General features: G+C 59.7%; 34 protein-coding genes, 2 tRNA genes and 1 pseudogene. 17 read left to right on the top strand and 20 right to left on the bottom strand.

What is annotated here, in order from left to right:
- Positions 1-151: 151 nt before the first annotated feature.
- The 14 genes from CO664_RS08420 to CO664_RS08355 all read right to left on the bottom strand — a co-directional run bounded on the left by CO664_RS08420 (position 152) and on the right by CO664_RS08355 (position 6374).
- Positions 152-225 (bottom strand) — tRNA-Cys (locus CO664_RS08420).
- A gap of 34 nt (positions 226-259) precedes the next feature.
- On the bottom strand, positions 260-1546 hold the full coding sequence (locus CO664_RS08415) for a hypothetical protein (RefSeq protein ID WP_097538415.1): 1287 nt from the start codon (positions 1544-1546) through the stop codon (positions 260-262).
- Positions 1546-1791 (bottom strand): hypothetical protein, encoded by a 246-nt coding sequence (locus tag CO664_RS08410; protein WP_097538414.1) that lies wholly within the window; start codon positions 1789-1791, stop codon positions 1546-1548. Before CO664_RS08410 ends, CO664_RS08415 begins: the two co-directional genes overlap by 1 nt.
- A gap of 1 nt (position 1792) precedes the next feature.
- A complete protein-coding gene (locus CO664_RS08405; protein WP_097538413.1) occupies positions 1793-2026 on the bottom strand; it encodes a hypothetical protein in 234 nt (77 codons plus the stop codon).
- A complete protein-coding gene (locus CO664_RS08400; protein WP_097538412.1) occupies positions 2023-2535 on the bottom strand; it encodes a DUF1643 domain-containing protein in 513 nt (170 codons plus the stop codon). The genes CO664_RS08405 and CO664_RS08400 overlap by 4 nt, the downstream gene beginning before the upstream one ends.
- Positions 2532-2951, bottom strand: coding sequence for a DUF968 domain-containing protein (locus CO664_RS08395; RefSeq protein WP_097538411.1), 420 nt, complete (start codon positions 2949-2951; stop codon positions 2532-2534). The genes CO664_RS08400 and CO664_RS08395 overlap by 4 nt, the downstream gene beginning before the upstream one ends.
- Positions 2951-3316 carry a hypothetical protein gene (locus tag CO664_RS08390; RefSeq protein WP_097538410.1) on the bottom strand — a complete coding sequence of 122 codons (366 nt, stop codon included), beginning with the start codon at positions 3314-3316 and terminating at the stop codon, positions 2951-2953. Before CO664_RS08390 ends, CO664_RS08395 begins: the two co-directional genes overlap by 1 nt.
- A complete protein-coding gene (locus CO664_RS08385; RefSeq protein ID WP_234820131.1) occupies positions 3313-3654 on the bottom strand; it encodes a hypothetical protein in 342 nt (113 codons plus the stop codon). Before CO664_RS08385 ends, CO664_RS08390 begins: the two co-directional genes overlap by 4 nt.
- On the bottom strand, positions 3651-4172 hold the full coding sequence (locus tag CO664_RS08380) for a hypothetical protein (RefSeq protein WP_097538409.1): 522 nt from the start codon (positions 4170-4172) through the stop codon (positions 3651-3653). Before CO664_RS08380 ends, CO664_RS08385 begins: the two co-directional genes overlap by 4 nt.
- 2 nt (positions 4173-4174) lie before the next feature.
- Positions 4175-5134 carry a phage recombination protein Bet gene (bet, locus tag CO664_RS08375; RefSeq protein ID WP_097538408.1) on the bottom strand — a complete coding sequence of 320 codons (960 nt, stop codon included), beginning with the start codon at positions 5132-5134 and terminating at the stop codon, positions 4175-4177.
- 2 nt (positions 5135-5136) lie between these two features.
- Positions 5137-5667: a siphovirus Gp157 family protein gene (locus CO664_RS08370; protein WP_097538622.1), complete on the bottom strand. Its 531-nt coding sequence runs from the start codon at positions 5665-5667 to the stop codon at positions 5137-5139.
- Positions 5668-5671: 4 nt separating this feature from the next.
- Positions 5672-5884 carry a hypothetical protein gene (locus tag CO664_RS08365; RefSeq protein WP_097538407.1) on the bottom strand — a complete coding sequence of 71 codons (213 nt, stop codon included), beginning with the start codon at positions 5882-5884 and terminating at the stop codon, positions 5672-5674.
- Entirely contained in the window at positions 5884-6150 is a 267-nt protein-coding gene (locus tag CO664_RS08360) for a hypothetical protein (RefSeq protein WP_097538406.1), read from the bottom strand. The genes CO664_RS08365 and CO664_RS08360 overlap by 1 nt, the downstream gene beginning before the upstream one ends.
- The gene (locus CO664_RS08355) at positions 6147-6374 is read right to left on the bottom strand and encodes a hypothetical protein (protein ID WP_097538405.1); all 228 of its coding nucleotides are present in this window, start codon (positions 6372-6374) and stop codon (positions 6147-6149) included. The genes CO664_RS08360 and CO664_RS08355 overlap by 4 nt, the downstream gene beginning before the upstream one ends.
- Positions 6375-6562: 188 nt before the next feature.
- Between CO664_RS08355 and CO664_RS08350 the strand changes: the two genes are divergently transcribed.
- Positions 6563-7315, top strand: a complete 753-nt coding sequence (locus tag CO664_RS08350; protein ID WP_097538404.1) for a DUF5131 family protein — start codon at positions 6563-6565, stop codon at positions 7313-7315.
- Here CO664_RS08350 and CO664_RS08345 read toward each other — a convergent pair.
- Positions 7305-8171, bottom strand: coding sequence for a three-Cys-motif partner protein TcmP (locus tag CO664_RS08345; protein WP_097538403.1), 867 nt, complete (start codon positions 8169-8171; stop codon positions 7305-7307). The two genes, CO664_RS08350 and CO664_RS08345, sit on opposite strands and share 11 nt — an antisense overlap.
- A 52-nt stretch (positions 8172-8223) precedes the next feature.
- Positions 8224-8943, bottom strand: a complete 720-nt coding sequence (locus CO664_RS08340) for a helix-turn-helix transcriptional regulator (protein ID WP_245426446.1) — start codon at positions 8941-8943, stop codon at positions 8224-8226.
- Positions 8944-9010: 67 nt separating this feature from the next.
- Between CO664_RS08340 and CO664_RS08335 the strand changes: the two genes are divergently transcribed.
- The 4 genes from CO664_RS08335 to CO664_RS31565 all read left to right on the top strand — a co-directional run bounded on the left by CO664_RS08335 (position 9011) and on the right by CO664_RS31565 (position 10637).
- A complete protein-coding gene (locus tag CO664_RS08335) occupies positions 9011-9217 on the top strand; it encodes a Cro/CI family transcriptional regulator (protein WP_097538402.1) in 207 nt (68 codons plus the stop codon).
- Complete coding sequence (locus CO664_RS08330; RefSeq protein WP_097538401.1) at positions 9214-9996, top strand: GapR family DNA-binding domain-containing protein; 783 nt, start codon at positions 9214-9216, stop codon at positions 9994-9996. Before CO664_RS08335 ends, CO664_RS08330 begins: the two co-directional genes overlap by 4 nt.
- A complete protein-coding gene (locus CO664_RS08325; protein ID WP_097538400.1) occupies positions 9997-10362 on the top strand; it encodes a hypothetical protein in 366 nt (121 codons plus the stop codon).
- A gap of 143 nt (positions 10363-10505) precedes the next feature.
- A complete protein-coding gene (locus CO664_RS31565; protein ID WP_272939089.1) occupies positions 10506-10637 on the top strand; it encodes a hypothetical protein in 132 nt (43 codons plus the stop codon).
- Between the two features lie 25 nt (positions 10638-10662).
- Here CO664_RS31565 and CO664_RS31145 read toward each other — a convergent pair whose 3' ends face one another.
- The gene (locus CO664_RS31145; RefSeq protein WP_097538398.1) at positions 10663-10917 is read right to left on the bottom strand and encodes a hypothetical protein; all 255 of its coding nucleotides are present in this window, start codon (positions 10915-10917) and stop codon (positions 10663-10665) included.
- Between CO664_RS31145 and CO664_RS08310 the strand changes: the two genes are divergently transcribed.
- Positions 10904-11362, top strand: a complete 459-nt coding sequence (locus CO664_RS08310) for a hypothetical protein (RefSeq protein ID WP_234820126.1) — start codon at positions 10904-10906, stop codon at positions 11360-11362. The genes CO664_RS31145 and CO664_RS08310 overlap by 14 nt on opposite strands.
- 50 nt (positions 11363-11412) lie before the next feature.
- A complete protein-coding gene (locus tag CO664_RS08305; RefSeq protein ID WP_097538397.1) occupies positions 11413-11604 on the top strand; it encodes a hypothetical protein in 192 nt (63 codons plus the stop codon).
- A 23-nt stretch (positions 11605-11627) separates the two neighbouring features.
- Here the strand turns inward: CO664_RS08305 and CO664_RS31675 are convergent.
- Positions 11628-11809, bottom strand: a pseudogene (locus CO664_RS31675) (hypothetical protein).
- Between the two features lie 68 nt (positions 11810-11877).
- On the opposite strand from CO664_RS31675, the gene CO664_RS08295 reads away from it, so the two are divergent.
- From CO664_RS08295 to CO664_RS08275, 5 genes are read left to right on the top strand one after another with little or no spacing between them, the layout of a single operon-like run.
- The gene (locus CO664_RS08295) at positions 11878-12093 is read left to right on the top strand and encodes a hypothetical protein (RefSeq protein ID WP_097538396.1); all 216 of its coding nucleotides are present in this window, start codon (positions 11878-11880) and stop codon (positions 12091-12093) included.
- 1 nt (position 12094) lies between these two features.
- Complete coding sequence (locus CO664_RS08290) at positions 12095-12901, top strand: YdaU family protein (protein WP_097538395.1); 807 nt, start codon at positions 12095-12097, stop codon at positions 12899-12901.
- Entirely contained in the window at positions 12843-13619 is a 777-nt protein-coding gene (locus tag CO664_RS08285) for a hypothetical protein (protein ID WP_097538394.1), read from the top strand. Before CO664_RS08290 ends, CO664_RS08285 begins: the two co-directional genes overlap by 59 nt.
- Positions 13616-14026: a GcrA family cell cycle regulator gene (locus CO664_RS08280; protein WP_097538393.1), complete on the top strand. Its 411-nt coding sequence runs from the start codon at positions 13616-13618 to the stop codon at positions 14024-14026. Before CO664_RS08285 ends, CO664_RS08280 begins: the two co-directional genes overlap by 4 nt.
- A 2-nt stretch (positions 14027-14028) precedes the next feature.
- Positions 14029-14652 carry a transcription termination/antitermination NusG family protein gene (locus CO664_RS08275; RefSeq protein ID WP_097538392.1) on the top strand — a complete coding sequence of 208 codons (624 nt, stop codon included), beginning with the start codon at positions 14029-14031 and terminating at the stop codon, positions 14650-14652.
- A 175-nt stretch (positions 14653-14827) separates the two neighbouring features.
- Here the strand turns inward: CO664_RS08275 and CO664_RS08270 are convergent, their stop codons facing one another.
- Positions 14828-15439 (bottom strand): hypothetical protein, encoded by a 612-nt coding sequence (locus CO664_RS08270; RefSeq protein ID WP_097538391.1) that lies wholly within the window; start codon positions 15437-15439, stop codon positions 14828-14830.
- A gap of 158 nt (positions 15440-15597) precedes the next feature.
- Here CO664_RS08270 and CO664_RS08265 point away from each other — a divergent pair.
- Positions 15598-15672, top strand: a tRNA-Met gene (locus CO664_RS08265).
- A gap of 373 nt (positions 15673-16045) precedes the next feature.
- On the opposite strand, the gene CO664_RS08255 is transcribed toward CO664_RS08265, so the two are convergent.
- Positions 16046-16732, bottom strand: coding sequence for a hypothetical protein (locus CO664_RS08255; protein WP_141471687.1), 687 nt, complete (start codon positions 16730-16732; stop codon positions 16046-16048).
- Positions 16733-16787: 55 nt separating this feature from the next.
- On the opposite strand from CO664_RS08255, the gene CO664_RS08250 reads away from it, so the two are divergent.
- The 4 genes from CO664_RS08250 to CO664_RS08230 all read left to right on the top strand — a co-directional run bounded on the left by CO664_RS08250 (position 16788) and on the right by CO664_RS08230 (position 21283).
- Complete coding sequence (locus CO664_RS08250) at positions 16788-17417, top strand: putative metallopeptidase (protein WP_097538389.1); 630 nt, start codon at positions 16788-16790, stop codon at positions 17415-17417.
- 251 nt (positions 17418-17668) lie between these two features.
- Positions 17669-18133 carry a DUF2280 domain-containing protein gene (locus tag CO664_RS08245; protein WP_097538388.1) on the top strand — a complete coding sequence of 155 codons (465 nt, stop codon included), beginning with the start codon at positions 17669-17671 and terminating at the stop codon, positions 18131-18133.
- Positions 18120-19517 carry a phage terminase large subunit gene (gene terL / locus CO664_RS08240; protein ID WP_097538387.1) on the top strand — a complete coding sequence of 466 codons (1398 nt, stop codon included), beginning with the start codon at positions 18120-18122 and terminating at the stop codon, positions 19515-19517. Before CO664_RS08245 ends, terL begins: the two co-directional genes overlap by 14 nt.
- A gap of 419 nt (positions 19518-19936) precedes the next feature.
- The gene (locus tag CO664_RS08230) at positions 19937-21283 is read left to right on the top strand and encodes a phage portal protein (RefSeq protein ID WP_097538385.1); all 1347 of its coding nucleotides are present in this window, start codon (positions 19937-19939) and stop codon (positions 21281-21283) included.
- The last annotated feature ends 1 nt before the right edge of the window (position 21284 follow it).

Genomic DNA, 21284 nt, shown 5'->3' with positions numbered 1-21284 from the left:
GCCTCGATTCAACTTTGGGTCGCCGATCGACGGGCTATAAACATCGACCTGAGCTGTGGGAAAACCCTGGAGCAGATTGCTACCAGCCAAGGGCGTGGCACCGGATCGAGCACCTGATCTCGTGACGTAGAATCGGCAATTAGATGTGTAATGGAGGCCTCGCCCGGAATTGAACCGGGGTACAAGGATTTGCAGTCCTCTGCGTCACCACTCCGCCACGAGGCCTCTCGTGCTCGGAAAATCGAGCGATGCCGGGCGTTTAGCCCTTCCGATCCGATTTTGCAATAGCGGATTTCTGAAAAACGTCCTTGGCCATTTCTGAAATTGCGTTTTCGGACTGTTCTTCCACAGCCTTGCCGGAAGTGGCCCCCATGCGCTTTTTCGTGGCTTCCAGAACGCGCTTTTCCGTCTCCTTGGCGTAGCCCCGATAGGCCTTCGCCGTCTTGTGCTTCGACAGGACCCGGCCTTGGCCTTCGGTCAGGCCCATCTCTTCCAACTCGGTCATGCCGCCATGCCGGCACTTATCCAGGCTGAAGCCTTCGATCCCGAGTTTATCTCCCATCTCCCGAACCTCGTGCGCCAGGTACGTCCCGTCGCCGAAGAGTTGGCCATTCTTCTTGCAGACGATCGACGTGCCATAGCGCGGTGTCTGCGATAGAACCTCTTCCGCGTCCTGGTAGAGCAGCACTGTGGCCCCGTCCTCTTCCGTGAATTCCAGCGGGTGCGAAGCGGATTCGCCGTTCTTCCTATGCTTGATTTGGATCTTGTCCGGATCTGAAGGGCCGCGATAGCCGCTCCAGGCGGCATAGCCGGCGCCGATCGACGAGGGGCGCATCAGCCACTCGAAGGCAAGCACCGCGGCGGCCGCCAATTCTCCCCGTCCTTCCTTGATCGCTCCCCTGGCAAACTCGTAGACCGTTTCCCGGTCGACATGTCCCTTCACGGCCTTTTCCCGCTTCTTCACCGTGACGCCTTCCCAAGGGTTCGGCGTGTCCTTGCGGAACACGTCCGGATGATGCGGCTGCATACGCTTCCACATGGCCTTGCAGTAGGTGATGACCTTCTCCGATGTCCGTGCCGCGCCTTCGCCGTGGAACGCGTGATAGAGCTTTTCCGCCGTGCTGACGCCGACCTGATTGATCTTGGCATCGCCGAAACGGAATAACGCGCCGGTCGCGCCGGCCTTGATCTTCATGTCGCAGACGCGGTCCAAGACACGGCGGTAATCCGGCCGGCTGAACTCCGCGACGCGCTCGAGGAAGCTGTCGTGCTTGAGATAGGCGTTCACCAGCCATTCGACTGTGCCGTATCTCGTCAGGTCAGGCTCTTGGAAGGGATTGCGCTCTTTGCGCCACTCGTCCAGGCGCTCATTCCAGACGGCCGCCGCCTCATTCAATTCCTTCTGCGATAGGTCATGCCCGAGCGTGGCGGAGGTGTAGGGCGCACCGGCCTTTCGGAAGGCGGTCGGGCAGGTCCAGAAATAGGAGATCGAACCGTTCTGTTTGCGCTTGAACGAGGTATAGCGCGGCATGGACACCGGGACCATTAAAGTGCCTCCGGGTCTCCGCCGGCGGCCGCGGCCTCGGGATTGATCACCTTGTCTAGGTCGGTCTTCCGCCATGCCCGGAATTTGCCCTTGCCCGTGCCCATGTCGATAAAGGGCAGGGGCCAAATGGTCCCGACCCTGCTCATAAAGGCATCGACTGTCTTCTCGCCAGCATAAGCGGCGGCGAGCTCGTCGCGTAAGACGGCCGGCCAGCATCCAGAGGGAATGACAGCGTGCTTGGTCATCTTATCCCCGATTTCCAATAGCGCCATCTGGCGGGGCAATAGCATCGTCGATCAAGTCGAGAACTTCGTCTTCAAACTCGGCATGCTCCTTGGCGACCGTCAGAGCGTTGACCAGCTTCCCGACTATCGCCAGCGTTTCCATGCGGCTCATCGTCGGGGCGACGAGTTCTTCTGCGCGGGCGCGGATGTCTGCCGGCAGCTCGTAGAATTGCCGGGTGGCTTCGGTGTAGGTCATGGCGCGAAATACGCCTTCGGTTCGGTGTTGGCGGCGATGTAGAGCGGATGAGCGGGGTGTCCTTCAACCGTCACCTTGAGGGCGGCGAGGTTGAAGAATTCCAGCATCTCGTAAACTTCGCGCGCGCGGGCATGAAGAGCGCCGTGCGTCCCCCACGCGCAAACGAGCTTATGGGCGCTCTTGGCTATTGCGAGAATATGCTGATCGTTGTCGGCACCGATCGGGTCGGGATGGCCATATAGAGCCTTCGGATCGGTGGAGCGAAGGGCAAAGAGGTTGCCGACAATCAATCCGCCGAAACCCCAGGCCTTCGCGAAGCCGATACACCGGCGAATCGTCGGGTCATCCTGGCTGGCGTCAGCCGTGGACGGGTTCAGCATGAGAAAGGCGACCTTGGGCTTATCGCCGTCCCACTGCCGCTCGAGGCGGTACCGGTATGCGCCGCATCCGGAGATGATAGCCGAGGATCTCGTCTCGGTTGCGAACATGTCGAGTGTATCGGTGCTCATACCTCGTTCCTCGACCGAAGCGCGCCGGCATCCGCCAGCGTCTGATTGATAATAGCAGTTGCGAACGGCGCCGCATCCTCGCCCATATAGGACCAGAGGCCGTGAATGGTGAGCGCCAGCACGTGTGGATTGATGCGCGCGGCGCGCCAGAAGCGCTCCTCGTTCATGCCGTGCTGGCGGCGGTGCTCGTCCGGGTGAAGCGGCAGAACCCAGCGGTCGGAAACCTTGCTGCCTTTGCCCCGGCCATAGTGGCCGTACCGGGGCGCGGCAAAGGACAGGTGCGCGGCCTCGACGCCATACCGGCCGGAGATGCAGCACGGCAGTTCGTGAATGAACGCCAGATAATCCTTGTTCTTCGTCGGCTTCCGCTTTGGCGTCGGATCGGGGCGGGCGGAATTAGCTATGCGGTAGGCCATCACGCGCCCTCCCGGAGCATTTCACGCTGCACCTGCTTGATTGTCTTCCCGGGAACCCGGAACACGCGCAGCACGCGCGCCTTATCGCACTCGAAGGAAATGCCAGGCACCCTTGCGTCAGGATCGGGCATCAACTCGCCGATCGGCTCGACCTCGTAGACTTTGCCGCGCCCGGAATAGTGCATGCAGGCGTAGACCAGCGCTCCATCCATGTCAGTGCAGACGTAGACCTTGCTGGTGTTGCAGACGCCGGCCGCGCCGAAGCGAGCCGTAGACGGTGCCTTGGTCTTTGCCGGCGGCAGGACGAACTGGCCGACAGTGAGCCCGCCAAATCCTCCATGGAAGTATCTGACCGCCGCCATCACGCCCTCCCGGTCAGCTTGCGCGTCCGCTGCAAGGCGTCGAGCTGCTTGTTGGTGGAGGCGGCCGGGCTCGTCTCGTCGCCTTTCGCCTTTGCAATAAGCCTCTCCAGCGGTAAAAGGTGGTCCTCGACGGCCTTCGGCTTGAGAGGCGGCAGGCCGAACTTTTCGAGATATTTCCGGGAATGCTTCGCCCAGACCTTCTTGCCCCAGCTCGTCGAGGCGAATTCCCATGGACGTGCGGCGCGCAAAGCCTTCTTGCGGGCGGCCAGATCAGCGTCGGCCGGAAGGTTGCGATGAACCTCGTCGATGACGTGAGAGGCTGTTTTCTGCCAATCGATCATGCTGCGGCTCCCGCATTTCGTTGCGTTGTGCCGCGCTCGACGCCGATCAGATCGTCGAGGAAGTCGAGGACGGCCGTTTTGCTTTCCTGAAATTCCTGCTTGCCCATGGCCTTCATGGACTGGCTTTTCGCCACGTACCGGGTGACCGTCGCCTCCTTCACGTCGACGACGGAATAGGGATCGATCGGCCGGATGAACGCAGCCATGCGAGCGGCCTCGGCCTTCGTGCTGCAGACGATCGTGTGAGCGTCGCTGTAGCCGGTCCGGATCAGCGCATAGGCGCGCAGGTGCTCTGCGGATTCGGCGAAGGGCAGACCGGAATAGTCCTCCGGCAGATTGCGCCAGGCATCATTGACCGCAGCGAAATAATGCCGGTGGCTGTTCATGCTCCGGTCGTTGTGCTCGGCGAGCGTATAGAACTCGCCGACCACGAAACGCTTGTCGCACTCGCGGGCCCAATGCCGGTTCGCCGGCTCGAAGGCCTCGCCGTTCCAGGTAAGAAGAACCGGGCCGCCCATTGTCAGCCTGCCATCAGCGGATGGTTGCGGAGCTCGTCGTTCGCCGGCCGGCTCGGCTTACGCGCGATTGCCGCCTCGATTTCCTTCTTGAGAGCGAGCGCGTCACCGGGCTGCAGAGCCCAGAAGCGTTTCAGCGGTTCGCGGTTCGCGTCCTGCCACTTCGCCACAGTCTCAGGTTCCGACTCCTTGATGAAGCGCATCACCTCGTCGGCGAACTTCCCGACCGGTACGTTTTCGAGCGCCCAGTTGTCGCCCCAGGTGACGGTGATCGAGTTGTCGGCGCCGATCGCGCGCATGCGGTTGTCTTCGCGCTCCTTGAGGACAATTTCCGTGGCGGTGAGATCGAGGATCTTGGCACGGTCCAGCTCGGCTTCGTCGTAAAGCCCGGTGAACTGCTCTGGCCAGCCGGCGCGTAGCGCTTGCATCTCAGCGCACTTGGCGATCATCAGGCGCGGCATGCGCGCCCAGTTGCCGCTGTCGTCGAGCGTCTGATTGCCGGTCTTGTAGTTCTTACCGGTCTGCTCGTTCTTGGCCCACTCCTCCTTTATCGGAGCGAACTCGTCCCAGAACGACTGACCGGCGACCTCGTACCATTCGCCAGACTTCGGATCCTGCTTCCACAGGAAGACGGTCGCGGACACGATGCCGTGCGGGTTCAGCGGTCCTTTCAGCGACGGATCGAACTCGTAGGTCGCGGGCTTGCTCGCTGGCCGGTAATCGCCGCAGCGCTGCGCGATGACGCGCTGGCCGTCGCGGCTGATGATGATGGTCATGTTGCGCTTCTCGGCGTTGTTCTTCGAGAAGACCATCGGGATGATCTGTTTCAGGAACGGGTCGAGGCGCTTGGCCTTAGCCACTTCCATATAGAGATTGAATTCTTCATCGTTGCAGTCCTTGGCAATGGTCTGCTTGACCAAGGCGATCTGCTTGGATGTAAGGTCGAACGTGGTGATTGCGTTCATGGTCACTTCCTCCGGACTGTGAGAGAGAACGAGCCGTTGTCGAGCGTGGCGCCGGGAATGGTGGCGTTCGCTTCGCGCAGGTCGGCGGTGAGGGCTTTCTTGTCGAGCTTCGGGGCGGGGCGAGGCTGCTCAATCCAGTATTTGGCCGGAATATCGGCCTCTTCGGTGACGATCAGGGCGGCGGCGCGCTTGGTGAGCGACAGCGTTGCCGTCGGAAGCTTCAACGAGGTCTGATCGGTGGCGAGCATCGCCTGCTCGATCAGGGCGCGGACACGTTCGGACCGGCGCTCGATCGACTTGCGGCGGGCTTCAAACTCGCTTTCCTTCGCCTTCAAGCCGGCGATCAGGACGTCGCATTCGTCAAGCTGCGCGATGGCGGCCGAGATGGCCTCGACAAGGTTGGTTTCGCCCTCGATCGCATCGGCGACCAGCTCGGCGTCATCATCGACACCCTGGTTGCGCAGGCTGGACAGGAGCGACTTGGCCGCCTCAGTCTGGCGAAGAATGCTGTGTTCGACATCTGCGGTCATCAGACGTTCAGTTCCTTTCGGCGACGATTGCCTTGTGGACCTGCTCTGTCTTCCATGCGCCGACGGCGAGCACGCCAAGGACGGTGGCTAGGAAGATCAGGAACAGAGCGGTGGTGTAGGTTGCTCGGTTGAACTGCTTGAGCGCGTGGAGGTCGTCATCGCGATTCACAGCGCAGCGGTCGCAGGTGCAGCCGAACTCGGAGGCGGGGCAGGGCTTCATCACGCGGCTCCCGCCCGCCTATTGGCGTTTGCGGCCTGCTCGCGGGAATACTCGCTCACCTGCAGACACCCCTTGATCATGTCCGTCAGGGCGGCCAGCTTTTCACCCGACAGCTTGATGACGAAAACGTCGAAGTCGTTGTTGAAGCGCTTCCAGGCGGTGTCGCCGCTCGGGCCCGGCGTAATGATGCCGGCCTTCTCAAGCTCCCATCGGCTGGTGTTCGAGAGGAAGAAGGCGAGGTCGCGGAGTTGCGTTGCCGTGATCATGCGGCGCTCCTTTCGGCGGAAATGGAAAGAGGGAAATCAGGGAAGGCAGACCAGCGCTCGAAGCGCTCGACGGTCGTGCCGGGGAAAGCGGCGGCGTCCTCGATCGCTGCAGCTTCCGAGCGGAAGATCACAGCGTCGTCGACCTCGTAGGAGAAGAAACCCTCATCGGTCAGGACGCGGCCGACCTCGTCTTCAATGCGGTAGCGGGTAACCATCGTGCCCATCGCTTACTTCTCCTCCGAGCGGTGTCGGTTTGCTGTAAGGAGATGAAAGCATATCTTTCATTCACGCGCAACCAAAAAGAAAGCATTGCTTTCAATCAAGCGCTCGGCGAAAATGAGCTCTGATCAGGAAATTGATCCTTAATCAGCGCACGTTTATCAATTATGGTGGAGAATAGGAGAATCGTCCTATGGCCGAGACATCGATCGAATGGACCGACGCTACGTGGAATCCGGTCGCCGGGTGCACGATCATGAGTGCGGGATGCACAAACTGCTATGCGATGCGAATGGCGGCTCGCCTCGAGGCTATGGGCGTCGAGAAGTACAGAGGTCTCACGCGCAAAAGCGGTGGCAGGGCAAAATGGACAGGTGATCTCTTTCTAGACGAGGCTGCGCTTGTCATTCCGGAGAGTTGGTCTAGATCGCGAAACGTATTCGTAAATTCTATGTCCGACCTGTTCCACCCAGACGTTCCGGTGCCTTTCATCCGTAAGATCTGGAGTGTCATGGCGAACACGCGCCGGCACACGTATCAGATTCTTACAAAGCGGCCCGATCGGATGGCGGAGGTGCTACGAGATGGATTCGACGTTCTGCCGAATGTCTGGCTAGGGACCAGCGTCGAGGACAGCCGCGTGCTTCATCGCCTCCACGATCTCCAACAGGTTCCCGCACAAATCCGGTTTGTTTCCTTCGAGCCTCTAATCGGGTCCGTAGCGGGCGGCAATCTGGCCGGCATCCATTGGGCAATTGTCGGTGGGGAATCTGGTCCTCAAGCGCGGCGTATGGACTCTAGCTGGATCGATGAGATTTTCGACATGTGTACCGATGCCGGTGCTGCGTTCTTTTTCAAGCAGTGGGGCGGGAAGAATAAGAAAGCAACTGGGCGAAACTACCGAGGGAGGACGTGGGATGACATGCCAGCGTCCTCTATGCTTTGAGGATGCTGTTTCCAATGCGTGTCGCGAGACCAATTGCTTTACCTGCAGGATTGGAGATCGCGAGGAATAGAGAGAACATCGGAACGCCGCTGGCGTTCTTGAGCCTCTTTGGCGGCAGAACCTTGGGAAAGAGTACTTTTAGTCTTTCGTGAACGAATTTCTCGATCGCCTCGACATCGGCTATGCGCTGATAGGCTTCATCGTACTCGCCAAGTAGGTCGACCTTCCGAGGGCGATTGTACCAAGCCTCGATCCAGCCGTCGGTCCCTAGCATCCTGGTAATTGCTGCTCGCTTCTTATCATCCATGCGAGCTGGATCCTTAGTGGCCTGGCGAAATAATCCAGCTAGAGAAACGAGGTACCAAACGTCAATTGCCTCTGTCTTTCTAATTCTCTCCAAGGTGGACCAGTTAACAGCCATCCCATACGGATCAAGGAACATAACGGCGCGTTTGCCGACCCACTTCATTGCTTCGATCTCGGCTTCGATCGCGAGGTTCGCATCTCCGCGTACGATATCTATTCGTCGATCCGGATACTGAGCTTTCAATCGCTCGAGCGCCAAACAATAGCTCTTCTTCTTTTCCATGAAGATGACGCGGTCAAATGACGGTACAACATCAAGGGCTATTTGAGCTGACCCCCGCCGACGTTCGATTTTCTCTTGGACGCCGGGGAGCAGGTCTGCTGGCGTCGCGTTTTGTTTGATAACTCTTTCCCCCGTGCCGGCGAATGCATCGATGTACCAGAGCTCGGAGAATTGCGGCCGGAGCGCCGTGTTAAATGCCTTGAGGTAGGCTTCGACTAGCGACAACTTCAAATCTGTCGACACATTCCCGAATTCGTGATCGCTCAAGTTCTCTGACCTTCCCCGTCGAACGAATATACGAATACCAGGCGAGCAATGCTTATTCGCCGCTCCTCAACACGTAATGGACAGTATGGACCTGCCGGCCATCAAACCGGATTTGCTTGGACGGGTTAAACTGCTCGAGGATCAACTCGCTCTGTGTATGGCGCACGAGCTTTTTTATGTAGGCCAGTTTTGGACCGTGCTCTTCCGTTTGAATTTCGGCGACCACGTAGTCGCCCTTGACGGGCCGGCGACGCGGATTCACGTAGACGGTCTCGCCGTCCTCATAGCGCGGGTACATGGAATCCCCTGATACCTGGACGCCGTAGGCCTCAGGTATTCCACTGAGACTGGGCGGGGCAAAAATGTCGTCGAGGCGATTACCGTTCAGTTCAAATTCTCCATAATCGCCGCCGACCGCCGCGCCGTACAAAGGTATCTTGGGTCCTTTTTGCACAATCTGGCCCGTTTTTACGGCGTTGGCTGGTTCTGATGCAACTGGCTCCTGCGGGAAGGGCTCCCCATGCCCGTATGCCAGCCATTCCAAGCTCACGCCCGAGACACGGCAGATAGTAGTCAGACTATCCAGTCCAACCTCTTTCCCCAGTTCCCAGTTTCCGACGGCGCCGCGCGTCACGGCCTTGCCTTCCTTGCTGAGTAGCTCGGCGAATTGCTCTTGGGAGCGCAGCTTCAGGAATTCCGTTCGGACCTGCTTGATCCGCGCGCCGCGTACCTCGTCGATTTTCCTAATAGGCGTCATTTCGGGAATATGCATCACGAAAGCGATTCTTTCATCGAAAGACATGCTTGCAAATAAATGAAAGTTATGCTTTCACTTTGTGATGGAACAGATTTGCACCAAAGCCAAAGAGATAGCCGGCGGACCCGCCGCCATCGCCAAAGCGCTTGGGGATGTCACACCGCAAGCGGTCTCCCAGTGGAAGCGGATACCTGCTGATCGAGTGCTCGAAATGGAGCGCATCACCGGCATCTCCCGTCATGAGCTTCGCCCGGATGTGTTTGGCAAGGCGCGGGAGGCAGTTGAATGACCTCCGACGCCCAGATCAAAGCTTTCATCGACCGCATCCTTCGCTTGAAGGAGGAGCAGGACACGATCGGCGAAGACATCCGCGATATCTACGCGGAAGCAAAGGCAATGGGCTTCGACAAGACCGCCATGGGCAATGTCGTTGCGCACCTGCGGAAGGTCGCCAAGAAGGGCCACGACACCGTTGCCGAGCAGGGCGCCATCTTCGATTTGTACCTGTCGTCCTACGAGGGCAACGGCTCTCATGCGCCTGCGCCTGCGCGTACACGAGAAAACATTGAGAAATTTGACCGGGAGACCGGCGAAATCCTTGGCGATACGGTCGATGCGAAGCTCGTTGAGACGATCGCTGCCGGCGTGCAGACGGAGATCGGCCGCAAGGCTCTGATCGCCGCCGTCGACATCATGATCCAGCGCGAGGAAGCCGAAGAGCGCCGCTCCGACGGCGGCCTGAACATCGTCACCAAACACACCGAAATCGCCACGGCCTCTCAAGGCGAAGCCGCGGCCCCCAGTGCCGATCGCGTAAGTCCCATTGACGTCTCGGGCAGCGCCGGCGCCAACGCAGGAGGCGAAGATGTAGACCGCAGCGCGGAGCGCGCCACCGCCGCACGTAACGAAGCGGATGCCACCGTCACCCCGGCATCCGCTTTCACGCCCAAGCCCAGATCCGCACTCCGGCCGAACTGCCGGAACCCTGAAGCATGCGCCGGCTATGGCGATCGTCACTGCCATGCGTGCACCGTCGCAGTGCGCCAGCGCGCGGAGGAGGTAGCCTAAATGCCGTTCAACCCCTTTTACCGTTTCAGCAAATCCGAGGACGCCATGGCACAGCGCGCTATTGAACGCGGCGTCGGTTTCGATCGCGCCCAGGTGTCGCGCACAGACCTTTCGCAGATGGTCGCCGATTTCGCCGCCAAGACAGGCGTGCGCCGGTTCGATCAAGGCGAATCCGGTTCCTACGAGGGCGTGCAGAGTTTCCTGCTGTCCCGCGGCTACGAGCTGCGCCGCCGCGTCCACAAGTTCGAACTGAAGAAGGTCGGAACGGGCGGCCGCGCGAAGTCGATGGATTGGGACTGCGTTCTCGACTTCGTCGACCAGCTGCGCGTCTCCGAAGGACGCGAGCCACTCAGGAGGGCTGCCTGATGCCACTGATGTTCTTCCTGTTCCCGGTGTTCCCAATGTTCCCGTTCGTCGCCGTGCTGGCGGCTTGGGAAGACATGCGGGGATCGAAGCAATGAACGCGCTCAATCTCGGCAACGACGAGCGGATCAAGAAGGGGGTCTCCCATGTCTAGTTCTCTTTCGATCACCATTGCCACTACCGGCGCGACTATCTGGCTGCTGCTGTTGCTGATGCCTTTTCTGTCCCGGTTCATCGCCCATGAATTCCGCCGCCGCGGATACACCGCAAAGGATTGAGCGCTTTCACCTCCTCCCGAGGCGCTCAACGCTGGTCCCGGTCCTCCTCCTCCCGATCGGGACCAGCAACTCTCAACCGGATCCGCTTGTTCGCCAGTCTCATCACGACGGCTTGAACAGCGACACCCAAGGGAATGGGGGCCGGCGACGACGAGGTCACGTCGCCGGCAGTAGGGGCGGACGTTGCGGCGGAGCCCCTACGAAACGGAAAGACCTGGGAGGGACCGGCAGCCGTTGGCGCGGTCCGGTCCTCTCCATCGGAAGTAATGCCTGTGCGCATGCGCTTCTCCTTCACAAGAGAAACGATCTCACAGGAGACTCACAAGGTGCTGGAATTCAGAAACACGACCTTGTCCAAACGTGACAAGGCGAAAAGGAATAAGGCAATGTCCGATGTTTCTTATGCGCAAAATCTTTTCAGGGAAGCATTTCCAGAGAAGCGCTACGGCAGTGTCAAGAACCTGTTGTTTGAAGCTCAGCGTTTCATCTCCAAACACGTACGGAAAGACTTCACCCATCGTCGTGCGCGTTCGATCTGGGAAGGATCGGCCCGCCGCATCGACGCTGAAGAAATGGACGCGCTGCGGATCGCAGCAATCGAGGAGAGCAAGCGTGAACAACGAGAAATCCGTGCCCGTCTGGCTGTCCTGGATGCGAAGCTTGCCGCTATCCGTGCGGCTGAAGCTCGCTCGCCGGTGGCAGCGCATCGCAAACGAGCGCGCTGACTGGGTCGAGTACATCGCTCCTGAACTGAAGGACGAGGAAGAGGGCCAGAATGACGACGATCACACCCCCAGAGCTAGTTGAATGGGCCGAGCGTCAGATGGCGCAAAAGCGCACGTGGCTCGAATGCCACGGCCCCAGCTCAAAGCGCCCTCGTCCAGAGCATGAGAGCGACAACAAGCTGCATGACATCGCCATGCTCGAAGCCGTCGTTGCTCTTTGCAAGGGGAGGGCGGCGGCATGAGCGCGGGGAGGGCAGGCATGACCTCAGTCGCTCATTCTCTGCGGGATTTCCTCGCCGGGCACCGGGCTGATGTCGGGTGCCTCATCCGGGCCCACGTCGGCTCCGGCTCTTCGATCGGTGGCTCCGGCAGATCTGGCGGAGCATCCGGCGGCATATCTGGCGGGAATTCAGGGTCATTGGGCTTCGGAATCGGGGTCTTAGGCATTCAGGCCTCCTCTTTGATGGCGCAACCGATACTGGGCAGCGTTTGTTCCAGTGGCCGGGAGGTGAGGCATGACCTTCCTGGAAGCCTACGCCAAGTTACGTCCCGACACGATGGCGATCGCCGAGGCCTTGGATATCAAGGAACACGAGGCCGACAGCCTCATCAACATGAAGATGAACCGTGATCGTCTGGGCCCGACGGTATGCCAGATGGCGGCTTTAAACGCCCCCCGTAAACCCGTTCGTTTCGCCGGCTTCGACGAGACTGAAAAGTCGTGGTGGTGAAATGGCCAAGATGCCGTGGATAAGGTTCTTCCCTTCAGACTGGCTCGCTGGAACGCGCGGCATGAGCGCCGTCGAAACGGGCGTCTACATCACGCTCATCGCGACGATGTACGAGCGCGGAGAGCCGATACCGGAGGACCATGGCCGCCTGGCGCGTCTCTGTGGTTCTTCCAATTCCGCTTTCGCCAAGGCTATCGAGACGCTGATCGACGAAGGAAAGATCACCCGTGTCGACGGTGGCCTTTGGAATGATCGTGTCGAAAAAGAGCAAGTCTACCTCTCGGAAAAGTCAGAGGTAGCCCGACGCGCAGGAATAATTTCTGCGGAAAAAAGAAAACAAAATCAAAGCGGCGAGGCAACGGACGTTCAACGGACGCTCAACGAGCGTTCAACAAACCAGAAGCCAGAAGCCAGAGTAGTAAAAGAAGAACCTACCGGTTCTTCGAAAAAGCGCGGCACTCGGCTTTCGGATGATTGGACGCCGGACATCGCCTTTGCCGTTTCGGTCGGTCTCTCCCAAGCCCAAGCTCTTACCGAAGAGCAGAAATTCCGCGAGTGGTGGCCGGCTCAGCCCGGCCAAAAAGGCGTCAAGCTGGATTGGGACCTCACTTGGAAGACCTGGTGCCGGAAGGCCGTCGAGCGACTGCCTCGCCAGAATGGTCACGGGCCACCTCGGCCGCAAAGCCCCTCCATGCAGCGCCACCACGAAATCCACTCAAGGCTGAAACGAGAACTCTACGGTGAACCAGATGACGAATTTGCCGTCACGACTGTCGACCTTGCAGCAGGAGATTTCCGCTCTCACTGAGAAGCTCGGACCGGCCAGCGCCGACGAGATCGGCCAGTGCATCGAAGGCCTCATGAGCGGCGGCATGCGGGTCTCCGAGAGCATCACCGCGGCGAACCCGATTGAGGAATATCGCCTGTCCCTGCGCAACGTGCCGGTATTCGGCCTGCGCCGAGCCTACGTGAAGCTCAAGCGCGGCGAATACGAAAACATCAACCTGGCCTTCATCCCCCTGCCAGCGGAACTGGCGGCCATGGCGAATGCCGAGTGCCGCATCCTGCGTGAGGACCGCATCCGCAAGCAGGAGACGCTTCGTGCGATCGAGGACAGCGTGAGCAGGACGCTGCCGAGCGTCCACGGCCTGATGGACCTCCGCGTCAAGCACCGCGAGCGCGCCAACGAGCTGGCGGCCAAAGGGTTCTATCTGGTCGCCCAGGGCGTCGATCATCAGGAGTTCGCCACGCTCGCTAGGTCGAGGGAACTGCCGGCAGGCTCAATCCTCCTTTGGGCCATCGACGAGGTCTGGTCCCCGATCGCGGTCCGCGTCAACCGGAGCGCCATGCACACGCGCCTGAAGGTCCAACAGACGGCGATCTCACCGGAGCGCGCCGACGAGATAGCGCGGATGCTGGCACTTCCCGACGCAAAAGAAGTCAGCGCCGAGCAGATGGCCTACCGGCGCAAGGTCGAAAAGGACATCGAAGCCGCAGAGCGGGTCGAAGAGGAGCAAGCAGCATGACCATCCATCACCGCACCGTCGACGTCGAGGCATCCGCGAAACTCTGGAATGACGGCTTGTCCGCCTCCCAGATTGCCAAGCGCTTCGGCGTCAGCCGCAACGTGATCGTCGGTCTCGCATACCGCAACCGCGATCGGTTCCCCGCACGACAGAAGCAAAGCCTGGCTCCGGTAAGGCGAGAGCCGGTGCGCAAGCAGGTTCCGAGTCCGTCGCCAGCGCCCGAGGTCGAGCCCGTGCCGCCGACGGCGTACGACGCTGAGCGGCTCACGCAAGCCAAGCTTCTCCACGAACTCTCAGCCGGCCAATGCTGCTGGCCGATCAACAACGGCGGCCCGTACCTGTTCTGTGCAGCGGAAACGACGGGCCGCTACTGCAGCAACCATCGGGCTAGAGCAAACGAGGGATGAGCATGAAGAGATCACGTTGGTACGCAATCAGGGTCGCGCCAGGCTATCAGCGGATGGCCGCCGCGGACGATCGCCTACCGGAAAACCGGCGCATGGAGTCGATCATCGAGCGGAACTGCCGCAAGAATGGCTTCGACATTTTCATGCCGTCGTTCTACGCCGAGCTTAAGCACCACCGGACGAACAAGATCATCCAGAAGCGCTTCCCGTTCCTGGTCGGATATGCCTTCGTCAACCTGCCCAGGCTGAACTTCGAGGAGTTGCGACGCGTCGACGGTGTCGTGTGCTTCCTTCGCGGCGGCGCTGGCGGCCATGGTCCGCTCGAATTTCCAGACGGCATCATCGAGGCGCTGTACTTCGCCGAGCATGAGCGCCGACAGACCTTCCTGTATGAGCAGCATTGCCGGAAGGAAAACGAGCGCCAGGGGCGCGTCGAGCACCTCCGGGGCCAGCTCCGCAAGATACTTCCGAAGGGCAGGAAAGCGCGCGCCTCGATGGTCGAACAGGCCGAGAGGGCTATAGATTCACTGAGCCCGCAAATCAGAGAGCGTGTGCAGAATATAATCAGTGAATTGAACGCGCTCACCAGCGATGTTGATGTTGAAAGTATGCGGCAAGCCGTATAGATTTCCTGCAGTGATTTGCGGTTGTACAGTTGCGGACCTCACGTAGGGAACACTCGCCGGACCGCTGCCGAAAGTTCACACTCGGCGCATAGGAGAAATGTAAGCGTTGTGCCGGTCTCACTAGAAAAAAATGTCTGGGGGTAGAAGACGCGGCAAATATGCAGCGAACGGAGCGCTAATTGTCTGATCGCCGTCCTAAGTGGGGATTCAAGTCGCGATGCCGCCCGGTTTCGATTTGAAGCTTAGCTTCAGGAAAGACGTGGGCCATAATTACCCGCTTCCGGTTTGCGCTAATCGTCCATGGCACTTGTACTGAGGACTCGTCGAGAAAGCGGCGCAATTTTTTCCACCAACGCTTGGCATCAGGGTGTGCAGGCTTTCCAATGGACTTGTAACGATCTTCAAGCCAGTTGAATTCCGATCTGGCGAGACTTCCTGGTGCTTCCTGACCAGCCTCAGCGAAGCTGAATGTATAAGGTCCCGGCAAATTGCCACCAAACCATGGCGACGTTTGGCCACTGTGCTGCATCGTCTGGAACCAACCCGCGAATGGATCGGCGACGATCTCATCAGGAATATTGCGGTCACCAGACGGAATGTTGAGCGCCCCGCTTTTCACATGCCAAAGCGCGTATATCTGCTCTTCCAGCACGTCAATGGCATCCACTGCCTGCCACTGGCAGATGCGGTCCTGTTCTGAAATTTTGACGATCCACGCGATATGTGGCTCGTCGTTGATCCAGGTTCTGATTAAATCGGCGTCATTTTTGGTCGCATAGATAATCATTTTCACGCCTTAAAAAGCCGGAGAAGTCCCTTTTGAAATCTGGCGATAGATATTTCTGATAATAAAGCAATCCGCAATTGGCCGATTGGATCAAAGGTGGGAGTCGTTACGCAAAGCCCAATGATTCCAAGGTAAGAGTTCATTGATCTCTCAAGTTTCGTCTGCGTAGACCAGCCCGGTAGCTCGCCAGCCTCATAAGCTGGAGGTCACTGGTTCGAATCCTGTCGCCGCATAGGCGCCAACAGAATGTACGGTTGATCTTAGTTCGGGCTCAGGAACTATCGCCGGTGGAATTCGTGGCGCCTCTTCGCTTGGGCGTAAGGAAAGAAGACTCAGCACCAGTGCGACGAGGATGCAGATGAGCACGAGGAAGGTAACGCCGGCTTTGTCCATGCCTTATTAGCAGTTTCGAATGTGAGAAATTCGAGGCGATGCCTCATGAGATCGGGCAGAGATGACATCTATCCGTCTGCGCTATGGCGCAGCTTCCCGAGCAGGATCAGGACGGCGCTTCAGGAGCGGCCCATGCGATACCGCATCATCGTAAGCATCCGGCGAAGGCCGCAGCCAGAGACCTTCAAGCTTTTCGGCTTGATTTGCGAAGGACTAGCTTGCCTCAGAGTCCGAAATGCCGACAGCAGATCTGAGCGGATGATGGGTTAAGGTCTCAAATGCGACGGCGTAGCGCTTCCTCAATCCTGGTGCGCCGAGATTATCTTCCAAGATAGAGAGTGCGTCGGCGCGGTTCCCATGGGAGACAATCTGCGCTGCGGCCACAAACAGGTACCAATGCCGTTGCTTGAGCATTCGCTCATCGCTCCGTTCGTAAATCTTGATCAAGTCATGTGGAGTTCGGATCTCATCAAGAAAGGGGGCCGGCCATTGTTCAATAAAGGCAACAATCTCACGAATACGCGCCTTCATTTGATCACTGCCGCTTGCAAACCATCTAACGTGTTGCTCCTTTGGTGCAGTAAACTCAATTGGCTGGTTCACGATGATTTCTGGCGCATCCGCCAAAAGAGATTTGTTGCCCGCCACCAGTTCTAGCGCCGCCTTGGTTACAGATCTCATGCCAAGCCGCATGGCCGGGTGAAGGTGCATTTCTTCGTCCGGCTGATACGTGGGGAAGCAATCCGCTGCGAAGACGATGTCCTGCTCGGCATCCTCCAGGATTCGCGTGTAGGTAAACGAACCCTCTCGTCGTTCGAAGCCCAAGAGCGCCAGTCTTTCGTCGCCAACGGCGTTTAGCGCCGCAAGCAGGTCAGCTTTAATCTCTTTTTGGGTCCGCACCGTGTTCCCCTTTAAGTAGTGCGAAATAAGCAAACCGCGCGGGCAGTCGCAAGACATGAAGCACGTTAGACCCAGCCCTCCCGCGACATTGTTCACCGACATCGACGGGTGCAGCTTCGTCCCGGCCGATGATATGCCGGAATGGGTAGAGACAGCCTTCCTCGATCCAGCGTCGCGGGTCCACAACTTGGACCATCTCCATCTTCGCTTCGCCAGCATCGGCTTCCTTTGGACCATCGTCGGCAACAGCAAGAAGGGAAGACGCGTCATCGGCCAGTGCGAGACAGGATCTCCGCAAGGCACGATGGGCAAGTGGTCTCGCGCCCGTGCTGAAATGCAGGTCAAGCAGTGGTTCGGTCACGTCCCGGATTTCATCATCACCCTGGACGCCGAATACTGCCGGGAATGCGGAGACGCGGAGTTTATGGCGCTGGTCGAGCACGAGCTCTATCACGCCGCCCAGGACGTCGACACGTTCGGCGCGCCGAAGTTCAGCAAAGCGACCGGGCGCCCGGTATTCGTCATCCGTGGTCATGACGTCGAAGAGTTCGTTGGCGTCGTTCGTCGCTACGGGGCAGATGCTGCAGGTGTCCGCGCAATGATCGATGCGGCAAACCAGAAGCCTGAGATCGCCAGAGTGCAGATCGCACATGCCTGCGGCACCTGCCAGCTTAAAGTCGCGTGAGGCTATTCGCCGTCTCGCACTCTTTGCCGGTAGCGCTCCCGGTCCTCTTCGGTAGCGCCTGTGGAGAGGTCCTCGCCCGGCTGCATGCGCTGTGCGACCGGAAGCCAAGGCCGACCAGGGTTCTCTTGGGTCCATAGCTTCTTCGCTCGCTTTTCTATTTCTGGATCGTCCACCGTCGCCTCCTGTGGAGGGAGATCATATCAGGGCGCTACAGCGGGCACGAGCCACCTTGATGGAGCCTTTACAGAGCAATGGCCAATCCGAAGTATTCCGACGAGGTCAAAACCTACGTCGTGCAGGCGCTCGCTTGTTTCGATAGCCCGGCCGTCGTCGCGAAAGCAGTCAAGGCGGAGTTCGACGTCGTCATCAGCCCTCAGGCAGTCGAGGCCTATGACCCGACAAAGAGGGCAGGGCGGAAGCTCTCGCAGCGGTTCCGTCTGCTGTTCGAAGAAACCCGCAAGACGTTTCTCGAGGATACGGCGACGATCGCCATCAGCCACCGCGCCGTTCGCCTTCGCGCTCTCCAGCGCATGGCCGAGAAGGCAGAGACCCAGGGCAACATGGTGCTGGCATCGTCCTTGCTCAAGCAAGCGGCAGAAGAGGTCGGCGGGGCCTACACCAATCGGCGTGAATTGACGGGAAAGGATGGAAAGGACCTGCCGGTACCAGTATCGCCGGTGACGATCTTCCAGTTGCCCGACAATGGCAGGAGCTGAGCAAGGGCAGGGCGCCCAGACAATCATCCGGCCGCAGGCTGGCCCGCAGACGACCTTTCTCGCTTCCCCAGCTGATATCGCGATCTATGGCGGCTCGGCTGGCGGCGGCAAGACCTGGGCGCTGCTCATGGAGCCGCTGCGCCATGTGGCGAACCCGCAGTTCGGCGCCGTGTTCTTCCGGCGCACGCTGGTGCAGGTGCGAAATGAGGGCGGCTTGTGGGACGAGAGCGAGAAGCTCTACCCGAGCCTGATGGCAAAGCCGAGAGTGGCGCCGGATCTGTCGTGGACGTTTCCGTCTGGGGCGTCTGTCAGCTTTGCGCACCTCGAGCACGACAAGACGGTGTCGAACTGGCAGGGCTCGCAGATACCGCTGATCTGCTTCGACGAGCTCACGCACTTCAGCGCAAAGCAGTTCTGGTACCTGCTATCTCGTAACCGCTCGATGTGCGGCGTTCGGCCGTATGTCAGGGCGACCTGCAACCCGGATGCGGATAGCTGGGTTGCAGAGTTCATTTCGTGGTGGATCAACGAGGATACCGGCCTACCGATACCTGAGCGCGCCGGCGTGCTTCGGTATTTCGTCCGCATCGGTGACGCCATCATCTGGGCTGATCATCCGTCGGAGCTCGCCGATTACACGGCGCCAGACGAGAACGGTAACCCGAAGCCGATCGAGCCGAAGTCGGTGACCTTCGTTCCTGCGAAGCTGACCGACAACAAGGCACTGATGGCGGCCGATCCCGGCTACCTCGCCAACCTCATGGCGCTGCCCACGGTCGAGCGAGAGCGCCTCCTCGGCGGCAACTGGAAGATTCGGCCGGCCGCTGGCCTTCTGTTCCGTCGCGGCTGGTGTGAGGTCGTCGATGCTGTCCCGGCCGGCGCGCGCTGGATGCGCGGCTGGGACTTGGGCGCGACACCGAAGACGGAGAGCAACGATCCGGACTGGACGGCCGGTACCAAGATCGGAAAGCTGCCGGATGGCCGGTACATCGTCGCCCATCACTGCCGCGATCGGCTGTCGCCCTCCGGTGTCGAGCGGTTGATCAAGAACACAGCCGAGGGCGATGGCAAGGAAGTGCAGATATCCCTGCCGCAGGATCCGGGGCAGGCGGGTAAATCGCAGGTCACCAACCTGACGAAGCTGCTGGCAGGCTTCACCGTTCGGGCAACGCCCGAGTCCGGCGACAAGATCACGCGGTTCAGTCCGTTCTCGGCGCAGGCCGAAGCCGGCAACGTGTTGGTGCTTCGCGGTCCATGGAACGAGACTTGGTTTTCTTCGCTCGAGGGCTTTCCAGAAGCGGTGCACGATGACGACGCCGACAGCACGAGCCGAGCCTTCAACGCGCTTCTCAGCGCAAGCACGTTCACGCTGGCGAACGTGTGACCGTCATCGGCTATTACATGAGGTCGCGCTCGCCTTGCCTTCGATAGAACGCGGGGATCAGTCGATACCATTGCGTATACCCCAGCACAGCAAAGATCGGCGTTATTACGAGCGTAGTCTCTGCAGGCGTCGAAAGACCCTTGTACAACAGAACAAAGCCGATCGCTGATGCAAAGATCCCGAGAGGAAATGTCAGTGCGGCGAGCGTCCAGTGACTTATCGCCATTAAAAGAAGCTCGTTTTGGGGGAAAACGAAATTCGCAATGATACTCCCGAGACCGACGACGAGAACTACCAGTATGTAGGCTGCTCTATAGCGCCGCATTCACCACCCCCTGTGCTCATTGCCGGCACGCATGCATACGTTAAGCCCTGCCCAGCTGCAAGCAGCGCGTGCAAGAACAATCTCAGGAGCGGAAATGGCCAACATCATCGCGTTCGTCCGCGACAGCCTGACAAACATGGTCGCCAATCTCGGGACGAGCCGGGACAAGGCGGCCGCCTCGTTCTACTCGATGCCGATCCTTTCTGATGAGGATCTGCTCAACGCCTACCGTGGCGCCTGGCTGCCGCGGAAGATTGTTGACATCCCGGCATTCGACAGCATGCGCGCGTGGCGAGATTGGCAGGCGAAGAAGCCGCAGATCGAGGCGATCGAGGCCGAAGAGAAGAGGCTGAACCTCAAGGGCAAGCTGCTCGAAACCCGCATTAAGGCGCGACTCTGGGGCGGCGCTGCCATGGTCATCGGTACCGGCGACCAGGACCTGACGCAGCCGCTCGAGGTCGAGCGCGTCGGCAAAGGTGGCCTGAAGTACCTCACGGTCATGACGCGCCGCCAGCTGACGGCCGGCGAGATCGATCGGGATCCGGCCTCGGAATGGTTCGACAAGCCGAAGCTCTACCAGATCAGGTCTGCAGAAGGCATGCAGGTGGACATTCACCCGTCGCGCCTGGTCGTCTTCAACGGCAACCCGCCGCCAGATGATGAGATCGTAAGGACGACGTACGCCGGCTGGGGCGACAGCGTGCTCCTGTCCGTCGTCGATGCGATCAAGCAGGCGGACGGAACGGCAGCGAACATCGCCAGCCTCGTGTTCGAGGCCAAGGTCAACGTGATCCGTATCCCGGATTTCATGCAGAACCTGGGCGACGAGCGGTATCGGGCCAAGATACTCGAGCGATACACGCTCGCGGCCACGGCGAAGGGGATCAACGGCGACCTCCTGCTCGACAAAGAAGAGGAATACGAGCAGAAGCAGGCGAGCTTCGCCACGCTGCCCGAAGTCCTGATGTCGTTCCTGCAGATCGTATCGGGCGCGGCCGACATTCCGGCAACGCGGCTGCTCGGCCAGTCTCCGGCCGGCATGAACGCCACGGGCGAAAGCGACCTGCGGAACTACTACGACCGCCTGCAGGCCATGCAGACTGTCGAGATGACGCCAGCCATGATGCGGCTTGACGAATGCTTGATCCGTAGCGCGCTCGGGTCTCGCGACCCGGACATCTACTATGAGTGGGCGCCGCTCTGGGGCATGTCGGAGAAGGAGAAGGCCGAAATCTTCAAGATGAAGGCGGATGCCGCTCGGGCGCTGGCCGGCACAAGCACGTCGCCGCCGCTGCTACCGATCGAAGCCCTGTCGGACTCGCTGGTCAACACGTTCGTCGAGGACGGCTCGCTTCCGGGCCTAGATGCGGCGATCGAGGAGCATGGCAAGCTGAGCGAACCGGACGAAGACGAGAGGCGCGCTGCCGTTGGGGAGGAATAGG

This window comes from Sinorhizobium sp. NG07B, from assembly GCF_002532005.1.
In the GTDB taxonomy this organism is placed as follows: Bacteria; Pseudomonadota; Alphaproteobacteria; order Rhizobiales; family Rhizobiaceae; genus Sinorhizobium; species Sinorhizobium fredii_C.
The sequence above is the reverse complement of the archived record's forward strand: the minus strand, read 5'-3'. Positions and strand labels throughout refer to the sequence as shown.

Excerpts from the sequence above, each read along its gene's own strand:
- CO664_RS31565 (WP_272939089.1), top strand. The coding sequence starts at position 10,506 with ATGTCTAGTTCTCTTTCGATCACCATTGCCACTACCGGCGCGACTATC.
- CO664_RS08380 (WP_097538409.1), bottom strand. The coding sequence starts at position 4,172 with ATGGGCGGCCCGGTTCTTCTTACCTGGAACGGCGAGGCCTTCGAGCCG.
- CO664_RS08280 (WP_097538393.1), top strand. The coding sequence starts at position 13,616 with ATGACCATCCATCACCGCACCGTCGACGTCGAGGCATCCGCGAAACTC.
- CO664_RS08415 (WP_097538415.1), bottom strand. The coding sequence starts at position 1,546 with ATGGTCCCGGTGTCCATGCCGCGCTATACCTCGTTCAAGCGCAAACAG.
- terL (WP_097538387.1), top strand. The coding sequence starts at position 18,120 with ATGGCAGGAGCTGAGCAAGGGCAGGGCGCCCAGACAATCATCCGGCCG.
- CO664_RS31145 (WP_097538398.1), bottom strand. The coding sequence starts at position 10,917 with ATGCGCACAGGCATTACTTCCGATGGAGAGGACCGGACCGCGCCAACG.
- CO664_RS08290 (WP_097538395.1), top strand. The coding sequence starts at position 12,095 with ATGGCCAAGATGCCGTGGATAAGGTTCTTCCCTTCAGACTGGCTCGCT.
- CO664_RS08250 (WP_097538389.1), top strand. The coding sequence starts at position 16,788 with ATGAAGCACGTTAGACCCAGCCCTCCCGCGACATTGTTCACCGACATC.
- CO664_RS08310 (WP_234820126.1), top strand. The coding sequence starts at position 10,904 with ATGCCTGTGCGCATGCGCTTCTCCTTCACAAGAGAAACGATCTCACAG.
- CO664_RS08270 (WP_097538391.1), bottom strand. The coding sequence starts at position 15,439 with ATGATTATCTATGCGACCAAAAATGACGCCGATTTAATCAGAACCTGG.
- CO664_RS08350 (WP_097538404.1), top strand. The coding sequence starts at position 6,563 with ATGGCCGAGACATCGATCGAATGGACCGACGCTACGTGGAATCCGGTC.
- CO664_RS08325 (WP_097538400.1), top strand. The coding sequence starts at position 9,997 with ATGCCGTTCAACCCCTTTTACCGTTTCAGCAAATCCGAGGACGCCATG.
- CO664_RS08410 (WP_097538414.1), bottom strand. The coding sequence starts at position 1,791 with ATGACCAAGCACGCTGTCATTCCCTCTGGATGCTGGCCGGCCGTCTTA.
- CO664_RS08395 (WP_097538411.1), bottom strand. The coding sequence starts at position 2,951 with ATGGCCTACCGCATAGCTAATTCCGCCCGCCCCGATCCGACGCCAAAG.
- CO664_RS08275 (WP_097538392.1), top strand. The coding sequence starts at position 14,029 with ATGAAGAGATCACGTTGGTACGCAATCAGGGTCGCGCCAGGCTATCAG.
- CO664_RS08400 (WP_097538412.1), bottom strand. The coding sequence starts at position 2,535 with ATGAGCACCGATACACTCGACATGTTCGCAACCGAGACGAGATCCTCG.
- CO664_RS08230 (WP_097538385.1), top strand. The coding sequence starts at position 19,937 with ATGGCCAACATCATCGCGTTCGTCCGCGACAGCCTGACAAACATGGTC.
- CO664_RS08360 (WP_097538406.1), bottom strand. The coding sequence starts at position 6,150 with ATGATCACGGCAACGCAACTCCGCGACCTCGCCTTCTTCCTCTCGAAC.
- CO664_RS08340 (WP_245426446.1), bottom strand. The coding sequence starts at position 8,943 with ATGCATATTCCCGAAATGACGCCTATTAGGAAAATCGACGAGGTACGC.
- CO664_RS08365 (WP_097538407.1), bottom strand. The coding sequence starts at position 5,884 with ATGAAGCCCTGCCCCGCCTCCGAGTTCGGCTGCACCTGCGACCGCTGC.
- CO664_RS08405 (WP_097538413.1), bottom strand. The coding sequence starts at position 2,026 with ATGACCTACACCGAAGCCACCCGGCAATTCTACGAGCTGCCGGCAGAC.
- CO664_RS08285 (WP_097538394.1), top strand. The coding sequence starts at position 12,843 with ATGACGAATTTGCCGTCACGACTGTCGACCTTGCAGCAGGAGATTTCC.
- CO664_RS08330 (WP_097538401.1), top strand. The coding sequence starts at position 9,214 with ATGACCTCCGACGCCCAGATCAAAGCTTTCATCGACCGCATCCTTCGC.
- CO664_RS08335 (WP_097538402.1), top strand. The coding sequence starts at position 9,011 with ATGGAACAGATTTGCACCAAAGCCAAAGAGATAGCCGGCGGACCCGCC.
- CO664_RS08245 (WP_097538388.1), top strand. The coding sequence starts at position 17,669 with ATGGCCAATCCGAAGTATTCCGACGAGGTCAAAACCTACGTCGTGCAG.
- CO664_RS08305 (WP_097538397.1), top strand. The coding sequence starts at position 11,413 with ATGACGACGATCACACCCCCAGAGCTAGTTGAATGGGCCGAGCGTCAG.
- CO664_RS08385 (WP_234820131.1), bottom strand. The coding sequence starts at position 3,654 with ATGATCGATTGGCAGAAAACAGCCTCTCACGTCATCGACGAGGTTCAT.
- CO664_RS08355 (WP_097538405.1), bottom strand. The coding sequence starts at position 6,374 with ATGGGCACGATGGTTACCCGCTACCGCATTGAAGACGAGGTCGGCCGC.
- CO664_RS08295 (WP_097538396.1), top strand. The coding sequence starts at position 11,878 with ATGACCTTCCTGGAAGCCTACGCCAAGTTACGTCCCGACACGATGGCG.
- bet (WP_097538408.1), bottom strand. The coding sequence starts at position 5,134 with ATGAACGCAATCACCACGTTCGACCTTACATCCAAGCAGATCGCCTTG.